Raw genomic sequence first — 10,654 nt, forward strand, 5'->3', positions numbered from 1 at the left:
GGGCGCTGGACGGGGCGGGGTGAAGAAGCGGCGGCCGGGGTGCGTTCGTCTTCGACGGAATCGACGAAGTGAAGCTGAACGCTCCCGCTGGTCGAAGTGCCATGGTTCCGCGACTCCGGCTTCGGACCGAAGAGAGCGCGACGCCTGCCCCTGGCAGGATTCCAGGCCCGGGCGATCCAGTGTGCGTGACCGCCGGTCGGCGCTGGCGCTCCCTGACTGGGTCAGACCTTCTCCGGTGCTACCCGGGCGTGGTCGGTGCTGAGCAGGGCGATGTCCTCGACGTCCGAGGTCAGGATCGTGACGCGCCCGTGCTGGGCCAGGGCGCTGGCGCAGAGCACCGCGGCGGAGGCGATGACGGGGAGATCGGCGCCCCGAGCGGCGGTGAGCCGCTCGGGGCCTCGCGGTTGCGCTGGACGGCCTTGGCCACTGCCGAGTCTCCGCCGTGTCCTTGCCGGCGGGCCGGGGGAGCCGAGGGTGATCACATCCGCCGGGAGCCGCGTGTGCAGCTCCGGCATAGTGGCCATCCCTGACCAGGCCAAGGGATGGACCGCGATTGCGCGGGTGCGCACAGGGGCTTGGCCGTCAGGTCCGCTCGTGGGCGGACGTTCGCCCCGGGTCAGTGGTCGTCCCAGTGGCCCTCGTGGGCGGCGTGGCGATGGCCGTCGTGCACGTAGTCGACGTGGTCCTCGTGGGGCACGGCCACATGGCCGCAGCCCTCGCCGTGCTGGTGTTCGTGGCCCTCGTGCACGGTGTGCCCGCCGCTGAGGCACTCGTCGACGTGGCCGTCGTGGGACTTGTGGAGATGGCCGTCGTGGACGTAGTCCGTGTGGTCGCCGTGCGGGACGGCGACGTGGCCGCAGCCCTCGCCGTGGACGTGCGGGTGGTCGCCGTGGGTGCGGTGCTCGGTGGCGGTGGACATCTGGTGCTCCTGTGTGTGCTTGTTCGGCGGCGTGCCGATGGTGCTGGTGGTTCTCGTGGTGCCGCCGCGGGCCATGTATGTCGACGTTAATATATAGCAATCCTTGCATGTCTGCGCGCGGGGCGTGCCGGTGGGGCCCGGTGGGATGTGTGCGCGTGTGGATGCCGGGGCTGCTCGGCGGGCGGATGTGCCAGGGTGTGCGTATGGGGTGGAATGGCGAGGAGTACCAGGCCCGGTTCGACAGCATCGCCGCCGAGGGCGGGGATGTGCACGGCGAGGCGACGCTGGTGCGCTCCCTGGGGCCTGGACGCGGGGTGCGGCACGGGCCGGGTGGCGATCGAGCTGGCGCGGCACGGGATCGACGTGGTGGGGGTGGACCTCGACGCGTCGATGCTGGCCACGGCCCGGCGCCTGGCGCCCGACATCCCCTGGCGCCGGAGCGACCTGGCCGGCCTCGACCTCGGGAGGTCCTTCGACGTGGTGGTGATGGCGGGCAACGTCCCCCTGTTCACCCCACCGGGAACGGAGCCGGCGCTGGTTGCGGGGGTGGCGGCGCACCTCCGGCCGGGCGGCCGCCTGGTGGCGGGCTTCTCCCTGGACCGGGGCTACACCGCGGACGACTACGACGCGCACTGCGTCACGGCGGGGCTCGCGCCGGAGGCACGGTATGCGACATGGTCCCGCGAGCCCTACGCCGGGGGAGCGTACGCGGTCTCGGTCCACCGCAGACCCTGACCGCCGAACGCGCCGCGCCGACCCGCCCGGCGGGTCGGCGCGGCCGCGGCGGCCGCCGTGCGCATCGTGGGCAGCGGGGCCGCGCTCCTCGGCCGTGGCGGGATCAGGCGCGTGTCCATCGCTGGCCGGCCTGGCCGTTGCAGTCCCACAGGACCAGCCGCGAGCCGTTGGCGGTGGCCCCGCCGCTCACATCCAGACACAGGCCGGCGTGGGCGTTGCGGATCGATCCGTCGGCTTCGAGGGTCCATTTCTGGTTGTCCTGGCCGTTGCAGGACCAGCTGATCACCGGGGTGCCGTTGGCGGTCCCCTGCTCCTCGGCGTCCAGGCACTTGTCGCCGAAGACGCGGATCTCGCCGCCCTCCCATGTGGTCCAGAGCTGGTTGGCGGCGCTGTGGCAGTCCCAGATCACGACGTCGGCGCCGGGTGCCGTGGAGGAGTCGGCGACATCCAGGCAGCGGCCCGAGCCGGCCCCTCGGATCGGGGACGTCTCGCCGGTGAGCGGGGTGCCGCCGTCGACCCGGAACGCCACCGCGCCGTGCGCCGGCACGCTCGCGGTGATCTGTCCGCTCGTGCTCGACGTGGCGCCGGTCCACAGGTCGGTGAGGGTGAACGGCCCGCCGCCCAGGCCGATCTGTGCGGGCGAGGCGCTGATGGTGGCGGTGCTGTCGCCGCGGTTGAACAGTCCGACGGCGACCGAGCCGTCGGCCAGGGGCTTGGCGAACACCTCGGTGGCGCCGTCGTCGCGTACCCGCCGTCCGCCGGCGCCCAGGGAGTCCTGGTTCACCGCCAGCAGCCGCTGGTTGCGCAGGACCGCGCTGATGTCGGCCGGCATGGTGCGGATGTCGTTGCCCGCCATCAGCGGGGCGGCCATCAGGGCCCACAGGGTGAAGTGCGAGCGCGACTCGGTCAGGGTCAGTCCCGGCCTGCCCACGACCAGCATGTCCGGGTCGTTCCAGTGGCCCGGCCCGGCCTGGGCGGCGAGCGGGGCGTTGATGTCGACGACGTTGCCCACGCCCATCGGGTAGCTGTTGACGTTGCCGTTCTGCCAGATGTCGAGCAGGTCCTCGGTGGTGCGCCACAGGTCAGCGACCTCGCCCCAGTTGTAGGTGTGGCCGGTGGGAGAGTGGAAGCTGTTGGGGTTGATGCTGTAGACGATGGGCCGGCCGGTGGCCCGGAGGGCGTCGCGCATGAGGGAGAACCGGGCGATCTGCTCGTCGCGGGTGCCGTCGGGGGAGCACCAGTCGTACTTGAGGTAGTCCACGCCCCAGGAGGCGAACGAGCGGGCGTCCTGCTCGTCGTGGCCCATGCTGCCGGTGGAGCCGGGGAAGGTGCCGACGCGCTGGGCGCAGGTGCGTTCGGTGGGCACTTGGTACAGCCCGAACTTCAGGCCGCGGCTGTGGATGTAGTCGCCCAGCGCCTTCATCCCGCTGGGGAACTTCGACGGGTGTGCGCGCAGCTTGCCCTGGGCGTCGCGCTGCGGGTCGAACCAGCAGTCGTCGACCACCACGTACTCGTAGCCCGCGTCCCGCATGCCCGAGCTGACCATGGCGTCCGCTGCCTGGCGAACCGTGTCCTCGGTGACGTCGCACCCGAAGCTGTTCCAACTGTTCCAGCCCAGCGGCGGGGTGGCGGCCGGGCTCCCGGGCGCCGCCCGGGCCGCCGGCTGCTGGGCTGCCGCCGGCTGCTGCGGTGCCGCGGCGCAGAGCGTCAGGGCCGCCGCCGCGGCCGCGAGCAGGCGCGCCAGTCGTCCGTGCGATCGAGTGAGCATCGTGGCTCCTTCTCCGGCGCGCGTCCCGCGGCTGCTTGTTCCCGCGGGACGCGCGCGGTCCGTTGCCGGCTGTCCGGCGGTCGGCAGGTGGGCGTGGGGCGTCAGTAGCCGTAGATCATCTTGTAGGCGACCTCGGGCAGGAACTGCCCGGCCGTGGAGCCCGGTCCGACGCCGCAGTCCCCGTCGGACTCTCCCGGGGTCTTGATCCACAGGAGCATCTCGGCGCCGCCGCCCTCCTGGGTGGGCGTGCCGATCCTGCGGCCGCCGGGGTTGCACCACTCGCCGTTCGAGCCGTTGCCGTTGCGGCTGGTGTCCACGACGAACGGCTTGCTGTAGCCGTAGCGCCGGCCGAGCGCCTGGTTGACGGCGCCGGCGTAGGACACGTTCTCGGAGGTGGTGAAGTAGTTCGAGACGTTGAGGGAGAAGCCCCTGGCGCGGCTGAGGCCCGCGGCGTGGAGGCGTTCGGCCATGGCCGGGGCCTCGACCCAGTCGGGGTTGCCCGCGTCGAGGTAGACCCAGGCGTTCGGCGCCGTGGACTGGAACTGCGCGAGGGCGTCGGCGAGCATGGTCTGCCGCTCGTCGATCTGTTCCGGGGACATGCAGCTGTAGTCGCCGAGGGCGTCGGGTTCGAGGACGACGACGGCCGGACGGCTGCCGAGAGCACGGGCGAAGTCGGCGATCCACCCGGCGTACTCGGACGGGGAGGAGGCTCCGCCGTCCGAGTGCCCGCCGCAGGCGTCGCGGCCGTAGATGTTGTAGGCGACGAGGATCGGCAGCTTGTCGGCCGCCTGGGCGCTGCCGGCGTAGGAGTCGACGGCGGAGCCGATGTCGCCGCTCCAGGAGCCGAACCAGCGGGCCATGGGGGTGTCGGCGATGGAGTCGCGGATCGCGGAGGCCCGTCCGTCCCCGGGGTTGTCGGCCGACCAGCGTGCGGGGCTGGAGTCCGGGTCGACGTAGAAGCCGCTTGTCATGGCGAGCGGGGTGGGTGCTGCCTGCGCGGTGGACGACGAGGCCAGCAAGAGTGGCAGCGCGAGGAGCGCTGCCACCGCCCCGCGTAAGAGTGTGCGCATCGGTGAACCTCATTCGTGGAGGGAGAGCGCCGCGGGGCGTTCGTCCTGAGCCCGCGGCATGAGGGCATGAGGGTGCGGCGGCGCCGAGCTGCGGCACTCCGAGTACGAGCGGCGCGAGGGGGCTGCCCCGAGGGGTTTGGGAGCGCTCCCAAATGGTGGACTGCCGCGCGCGGGTGCCTCGGTTATGGTGTGTGCGCTGATGAGTACCTGTCAATAGTGGGTGCGCGACGACCCTTCACCCGAGGGCGGGGAGCCGCTAAGGTCCGGAAACTGGAAGCGCTTCCAGCAGCCGAGCGGAGGCACCGCACCCCGGCCACCGCAGCCAGGAGAGGGCCCGCCGTCCATGACCGAAGCGCCGCGCCGGCAGCCCACCCTCGACGAGGTGGCCGAGCGGGCCGGCGTCTCCCGCTCGGCGGCCTCCCGCGTGCTCAACAACGCGCCCCACGTCAGCCCCGAGAAGCGCAGGGCGGTCCAGCGGGCCATCAGGGAGCTCGACTACGTGCCCCATACGACGGCGCGGGCGCTGGCCACCCGGCAGCGGGGCGCGGTCGCCCTCGTCATCGCGGGCGAGGCTCCGTCGATCTTCGCCGACCCGTTCTTCGCCAGGGTGATCGTCGGCGCGTCCGCCGTCCTGGAGGAGGCCGATCTGCACCTGATGCTGTGCCTCGCAGCCGGCGACCGCAGCCGGCGGAGGCTGGCGGAACTCCTGCGTGCCCGCGGCGTCGACGGCGTCATGCTCATGGCCGTGCGGGAGAACGACCCCGTGCTCCGCCTCGTGAAGGAGACGGACGTGCCCGTCGTCTTCGGCGGACGCCCGCCGGGTTCCGAGCCGCCGTGGTACGTGGACGTCGACAACGTCGGCGGCGCCCGCCACGCCACAGAGCACCTGCTCGCCTGCGGGCGGAGCCGGGTGGGCACGATCTGCGGGCCGCCGGACACCCAGGTCGGCCGTGCCCGCCACCGCGGCTACCGGGAAGCCATGATCCTTGCCGGACTGCGGCCCGTCCCCGCGGAACGCGGCGACTTCACCGAGCCCGGCGGGGTCGCCGCCATGGCGGCGCTGCTGCAGCGGCAGCCGGCGCTGGACGCGGTGTTCGCCGCCAATGACAACATGGCGGCCGGCGCTCTGCGCGCGCTGCGCGGCGCGGGCCGCGCGGTCCCCGGCGACGTCGCGGTCGTCGGCTTCGACGACCTGGACATCGCGCGGATCGCCGACCCGCCGCTGACCACGGTCCGGCAGCCCATCCAGGCCCTGGGCAGCGAGATGGCCCGCATGCTCGTCGGGCTCATCGCCGGCGAGGAACCCAGCTCCCTGATCCTCCCCACCCGCCTGGTCGCGCGCTCCAGCACCTGAGCGGCCGCGGCACGGGGCTCAGACCAGGGGGAGTCCCGCGTAGTTCTCCGCCAGTTCCGCGGCGGCGTGCGGGGAGGCGGCGATGCGGTCGAGCTGGGAGAGCTGCAGCCGGGTGTCGAACGGGCTCTGGCCGGGCGCGGAGTGCAGGGTCGTGGTCATGAACCAGGAGAAGTGCTCGGCCCGCCAGACCGCCTGCAGACGGGCGTCGGAGTAGGCGTCGAGCGCGGCGGTCGTGCCCGTGGCCGCCCACTGGGCGAGGGCACGGGCGAGGACGACGGCGTCGGAGGCGGCGAGGTTGAGGCCCTTGGCGCCGGTCGGGGGAACGATGTGGGCGGCGTCGCCCGCGAGCAGGACGCGGCCCCAGCGCATCGGCTCGGTGACGGCGCTGCGCAGCGGCAGCACGGCGCGCTGGGTGATCGGCCCGCGGGCGAGCCGCCAGCCGCCGTCGACGGCGAAGCGGGCCTCCAGCTCGTCCCAGATCTGCCCGTCGGTCCAGGCGGCGGGGTCGGTGCCGTTGGGCACCTGGAGGTACAGGCGGCTCACCGCGGGCGAGCGCATGCTGTGCAGGGCGAAGCCGCGCGGGGAGTGGGCGTAGATCAGCTCGTCGCAGGAGGGCGGGACATCGGCCAGGACGCCGAACCAGGAGTAGGGGTAGACGCGTTCGAAGGTCCGCAGCTCCTCGGCGGGTATCGCCGTGCGGACCACGCCGTGGAAGCCGTCGCAGCCCGCGACGAAGTCGCAGTGGAGGCTCCGCTCGGCGCCCTGGTGGGTGTAGTGGACGACGGGCCGGTCGGTGTCGGCGCCGGTCACGGCGGTGACCCGGGCGTCGAACAGGAGCGGTGCCCCGTCGGCGAGCCGGAGGGCGATCAGGTCCTTGACGAGCTCCGTCTGCGCGTAGACCCGGACCCGGCGCCCTCCGGTCAGCGAGGGAAAGTCGATACGGTGCCCGCGCCGGTTCCAGCGCAGCTCGATGCCGTCGTGGACCAGGCCCTCGGCGTCGAGGCGTTCGGCGGCGCCGCAGGCGCGCAGCGCGTCGACGGTGCCCTGCTCCAGGATTCCGGCGCGCTGCCGCTGCTCGACGTAGCCGCGGTCCCGGGACTCCAGGACGACGCAGTCGATGCCGGCCTGGTGCAGCAGGCGGGCCAGCAGCAGGCCGGCCGGGCCGCCGCCGACCACGCCGACGGTGGTGCGGGAGGGGATGGTCACGACGGGCTCTCCTCTTCGGGGTCGGCGAGGACGCGGTACGCGGCGGCAGGCCGTCCGGCGGAGCCCGCCGGGTCGGGGCTGCCCCGTGCTGTTGCGTCGCGGGGTGCGGGTGCGATGGGGCTGGTCGCGCAGTTCCCCGCGCCTCTGAAGCGCCCCTGCGGGGCGCGCCCCTGCCGCCCCTGCCGCCCCTGCTCATGAGTGGGCCCGGCGGGCTCCGGCGCTCACGGCGCCAGATGGTCGAGCAGCGCGTGCAGCACGCGCTCCGGCTGCTCGGCGGGGGCGAGGTGGGCGGCGCCGTCGATCTCCACCAGCGTGGCCCGCGCGATGCCGTCGGCCAGCCGGCGGGCGTGTACGGGCGGGGTGGCGAGGTCCTGCCGCCCGGCGACCACCAGCGTGCGGGCCGTGATCGCCGACAGCCGGTCGGTCAGGTCGTAGTCGGCCAGCGCGTCGCAGCAGGCGGCGTACCCGGCGGGCGCTGCCGCGCGCTGGTCGGCGATCAGCGCGCGGGTGGCCTCGGTCTCCTGGTGGCCGGGCGTGAACCAGCGCGCCGCCGCCGTCCCGGCGAGCCACTCCACGCCCTCGGCACGCACCCGCGCCGCCCGCTCCCGCCAGGTCTCCGGGTCCCCGAAGCGGGCTGAGGCGCACACCAGGGCCAGCGACGCGACGCGGTCGGGGTGGTGCGCCGCGAGCCAGGCGCCCACCGCGCCGCCGAGCGAGACGCCCGCGTAGTCGAAGCGCTCGGCGCCGAGCGAGTCGGCCAGCTCCAGGACGAGGGCGGCGAGCGCGGGGACGGAGTGCTCGCGCAGCAGCGCGGCGGGGGAGCCGCCGTGTCCGGGAAGGTCGTAGCGGACGACGCGGTGGCCGCGGGCGAGTGCGGGCAGCTGCGCCTCCCACAGGCGCAGGCTGGTGCCGAGGGACGGGCCCAGGAGGAGTACGGGCGCGTCCGCGGGCCCTTCGGCGGTGTGGTGCAGCAGGGTCATCGGGCTCCCTCGGGCGGCCGCGGGGTGCGGCCGAGCGCGTGGTCGGTCAGTTCGGGTGCGGCGCCGAGGTAGTCGGCGGGGTCGAGCAGGTTCCGTACGCCGGCGGGGTCGAGCGCGCCGCGCAGCTCCGGCTCCGCGGCCAGTGCGTCCGCGAGCGGCGTCCGCCCGGCCGCTGCGGCGCGCGAGGCACGGGTGAGCAGCTCGCGTGCCCGGGTGCGGCCGACGAGCGGTTCGAGGGCGGTCACCAGGCGCTCGGAGACGATCAGCCCCTCCGTGAGGTCCAGGTTCTCGCGCATACGGCGCGCGTCGACCCGCAGGTTCGCGGCCAGTTCGGACGCGTCGCGGGCGGCGCCTCCGGCCAGGCGCAGGGCCTCGCGCAGGGTCTGCCACTCGGCGTGCCAGGCACCGGCCGGGCGTTCGTCCTCCCCGGCCAGGGACGCGAGCAGCACGGCCGCGTGCTGCGGGAGCCGGCGGGCCGCCGCCGCGATCAGCGTGGCCCGGACCGGGTTGGCCTTGTGCGGCATCGCGCTGGAGGCGCCTCCCGCGCCCTCGGCCACCTCGCCGATCTCGGTGCGCGAGAGGACCAGCACATCCGCCGCGGCCTTGCCGAGGGCGCCGCCGACCAGGGCCAGCGCCGCGCCCAGTTCCGCCACGGGGGTGCGCAGCACATGCCAGGGCAGCGGCGGCTGGGCCAGTCCGGTCTCGGCGGCGTACGCGGCCAGGATCCCGGACCGGCCGCCGAGGGCCGCGAGGGTGCCGGCGGCGCCGCCCAGCTGGGCCGGAAGGGCGAGCGAGGCGAGCCGGTCGTGGGCGTCCAGGACCAACTGCCGCCAGCCGGCCGCCTTCAGGCCGAAGGTGGTGGGCACGGCGTGCTGGGTGAGGGTCCGGCCCGGCATGGGCGTGGCGCGGTGCTCCCGGGCGAGCCGGGCCAGCGAGGCGGCGGCGTCGTCGAGATCGGCCAGGATGTGGGTCCGGGCCCGCCGGGCGACCAGCATCAGGGCGGTGTCGAGGATGTCCTGGCTGGTGGCGCCGCGGTGCACCCAGGCGGCGGCCTCGTCGTCCCCCACCGCCGCGCCGAGGTCGGCGACGAGGGGGATGACCGGGTTGCCGCCCTCGTGGGCGCGGAGGGCCAGGCCGCGCAGGTCGAAGCGGTCGGCCCGCGCCGCGGCCCCGATCGCGTCCCGGACGGCCTCGGGTGCGCCGAGGGCGCGGGCGAGCGCCGCCTCGGCGTCCAGCATGGCCTGCAGCAGGGCGCGGTCGCCGGTCGCGGCCTCGACGGGGGAGCCGGCCCGGCCGGGGGCCAGCAGACCGACGTCCGCCGGATCGGCGCGGGTGTCCTCGGGCGCGGGGGCGCGGTGGCTAGGGGAACTCAAGGAAGACCGTCTCCTGAGCGCCGTCCCCCTGGATCCGGACGTCGAAGCGGTAGCGCCGCTCGGCCTCCTGACGGGCGATCAGCGTCGCCCGCCGCTCCTCGGGCAGCCCCGCGAGCAGCGCGTCGTACCGGTACCCGGGCAGATAGGCGCGGGTGTACAGATGGTGCAGCAGACCGCGGGCGAAGACGGCGACGCTGACGTACGGGGCATCGGCGGGCGGCGGCAGGGTGCGCAGCGCGTAGTGGCCGTCGGCGTCGGAGGGCACCCGCCCGAAGCCGGTGAACGCGACGCCGTCGCGGCCGGCGACCGCGCCGGTGGCCGGGTCGCGGCGGAGCGAGCCGGCCGCGCCGGTGCGCGAGCCGTCGGGCGCTGCCTGCCAGAACTCCAGCAGCGCGTCCGGGACCGGGGCTCCGTCGCCGTCCCGCACCACGCCGTGCAGGGTGAGGGTGCGCGGGTCGCCTGCCGGTGCGATCTCGCCGCCCCGGGCGAACGGCAGGGCGTAGCCGTAGAAGGGGCCGACGGTCTGGGACGGGGTGACGGCCTGGGACGGGGTGACGGTCTGCGTGGGGGCGGGCTCGTTCCGGCTGCTCGTCACGGCTGCTGCTCTCCTTCCGTCCAGGTGGCCCGGGGGCCGTCGAGCACGATGTCCCAGCGGTAGCCGAGGGAGAACTCGGGCTCGGACAGGTCGTGGTCGTAGGCGGCGACGAGCCGGGCGCGGGCGGCCGTATCGGTGACCGACTGCAGGATCGGGTCGTACCGGAACAGCGGGTCGCCCGGGAAGTACATCTGGGTGACCAGCCGCTGGGTGAAGGCGGTGCCGAAGAGGGAGAAGTGGATATGGGCGGGCCGCCAGGCGCCCCGGTGGTTCCGCCACGGGTAGGCGCCGGGCTTGATGGTGGTGAACCGGTACCGGCCCGCGCCGTCGGTCAGGACGCGGCCGACGCCGGTGAAGTGCGGGTCGAGTGGGGCGGGGTGCTGGTCGCGCTGGTGGGCGTACCGGCCGGAGGCGTTGGCCTGCCAGATCTCCACGAGCTGTCCGCGCACCGGGTGCCCGTCGCGGTCCAGCACCCGGCCGCTGACGGTGATCCGCTCGCCGAGCGGTTCGCCCGGGTGCTGCCGGGTGAGGTCGGCGTCGAGCTCCGTGACGTCGGTGGCGCCGAAGACCGGGCCGGTGAGCTCGACCGCCTCGGGGTCGTCCCTGACGACGACCGGGGGCTGGCGGGGATGGCGGAGCAGGCTGCTGCGGTAC

General features: G+C 74.7%; 10 protein-coding genes and 1 pseudogene. 2 read left to right on the forward strand and 9 right to left on the reverse strand.

Annotated elements, in window-relative coordinates:
- Positions 1 to 221 precede the first annotated feature (221 nt).
- Together G5C65_RS21970 and G5C65_RS21975 are read right to left on the reverse strand one after the other, a co-directional pair.
- Positions 222 to 515, reverse strand: coding sequence for a hypothetical protein (locus tag G5C65_RS21970; RefSeq protein ID WP_165300626.1), 294 nt, complete (start codon positions 513 to 515; stop codon positions 222 to 224).
- A gap of 101 nt (positions 516 to 616) precedes the next feature.
- A complete protein-coding gene (locus G5C65_RS21975; protein ID WP_165300634.1) occupies positions 617 to 919 on the reverse strand; it encodes a hypothetical protein in 303 nt (100 codons plus the stop codon).
- Positions 920 to 1,122: 203 nt separating this feature from the next.
- Here G5C65_RS21975 and G5C65_RS21980 point away from each other — a divergent pair.
- Positions 1,123 to 1,654: pseudogene (locus tag G5C65_RS21980) on the forward strand (class I SAM-dependent methyltransferase).
- 103 nt (positions 1,655 to 1,757) lie between these two features.
- On the opposite strand, the gene G5C65_RS21985 reads toward G5C65_RS21980, so the two are convergent.
- Positions 1,758 to 3,422 (reverse strand): glycoside hydrolase family 27 protein, encoded by a 1,665-nt coding sequence (locus tag G5C65_RS21985; RefSeq protein ID WP_165300627.1) that lies wholly within the window; start codon positions 3,420 to 3,422, stop codon positions 1,758 to 1,760.
- A gap of 101 nt (positions 3,423 to 3,523) precedes the next feature.
- Positions 3,524 to 4,492, reverse strand: a complete 969-nt coding sequence (locus G5C65_RS21990; RefSeq protein ID WP_165300628.1) for a glycoside hydrolase family 6 protein — start codon at positions 4,490 to 4,492, stop codon at positions 3,524 to 3,526.
- Between the two features lie 343 nt (positions 4,493 to 4,835).
- Here G5C65_RS21990 and G5C65_RS21995 point away from each other — a divergent pair, with 343 nt between their 5' ends.
- Positions 4,836 to 5,846, forward strand: coding sequence for a LacI family DNA-binding transcriptional regulator (locus G5C65_RS21995; protein ID WP_165300629.1), 1,011 nt, complete (start codon positions 4,836 to 4,838; stop codon positions 5,844 to 5,846).
- An 18-nt stretch (positions 5,847 to 5,864) separates the two neighbouring features.
- On the opposite strand, the gene G5C65_RS22000 is transcribed toward G5C65_RS21995, so the two are convergent.
- The 5 genes from G5C65_RS22000 to pcaH all read right to left on the reverse strand — a co-directional run.
- Complete coding sequence (locus tag G5C65_RS22000) at positions 5,865 to 7,052, reverse strand: 4-hydroxybenzoate 3-monooxygenase (protein WP_338146574.1); 1,188 nt, start codon at positions 7,050 to 7,052, stop codon at positions 5,865 to 5,867.
- 221 nt (positions 7,053 to 7,273) lie between these two features.
- Positions 7,274 to 8,032: a 3-oxoadipate enol-lactonase gene (pcaD, locus tag G5C65_RS22005; protein ID WP_165300630.1), complete on the reverse strand. Its 759-nt coding sequence runs from the start codon at positions 8,030 to 8,032 to the stop codon at positions 7,274 to 7,276.
- Entirely contained in the window at positions 8,029 to 9,405 is a 1,377-nt protein-coding gene (gene pcaB, locus G5C65_RS22010; RefSeq protein WP_165300631.1) for a 3-carboxy-cis,cis-muconate cycloisomerase, read from the reverse strand. The genes pcaD and pcaB overlap by 4 nt, the downstream gene beginning before the upstream one ends.
- On the reverse strand, positions 9,392 to 10,000 hold the full coding sequence (gene pcaG, locus G5C65_RS22015; RefSeq protein WP_165300632.1) for a protocatechuate 3,4-dioxygenase subunit alpha: 609 nt from the start codon (positions 9,998 to 10,000) through the stop codon (positions 9,392 to 9,394). The genes pcaB and pcaG overlap by 14 nt, the downstream gene beginning before the upstream one ends.
- Positions 9,997 to 10,654 (reverse strand): protocatechuate 3,4-dioxygenase subunit beta (pcaH, locus tag G5C65_RS22020; RefSeq protein ID WP_165300633.1); only part of this gene is annotated, 658 nt, incomplete at its 5' end. The genes pcaH and pcaG, both read right to left, overlap by 4 nt.

Origin of the sequence: Streptomyces boncukensis (assembly GCF_011045075.1) — a bacterium.
Taxonomy (GTDB): Bacteria; Actinomycetota; Actinomycetes; order Streptomycetales; family Streptomycetaceae; genus Streptomyces; species Streptomyces boncukensis.

Coding starts and splice junctions, on each gene's coding strand:
- G5C65_RS21970 (WP_165300626.1), bottom strand. CDS start 515: ATGCCGGAGCTGCACACGCGGCTCCCGGCGGATGTGATCACCCTCGGC.
- G5C65_RS21975 (WP_165300634.1), bottom strand. CDS start 919: ATGTCCACCGCCACCGAGCACCGCACCCACGGCGACCACCCGCACGTC.
- G5C65_RS21985 (WP_165300627.1), bottom strand. CDS start 3,422: ATGCTCACTCGATCGCACGGACGACTGGCGCGCCTGCTCGCGGCCGCG.
- G5C65_RS21990 (WP_165300628.1), bottom strand. CDS start 4,492: ATGCGCACACTCTTACGCGGGGCGGTGGCAGCGCTCCTCGCGCTGCCA.
- G5C65_RS21995 (WP_165300629.1), top strand. CDS start 4,836: ATGACCGAAGCGCCGCGCCGGCAGCCCACCCTCGACGAGGTGGCCGAG.
- pcaD (WP_165300630.1), bottom strand. CDS start 8,032: ATGACCCTGCTGCACCACACCGCCGAAGGGCCCGCGGACGCGCCCGTA.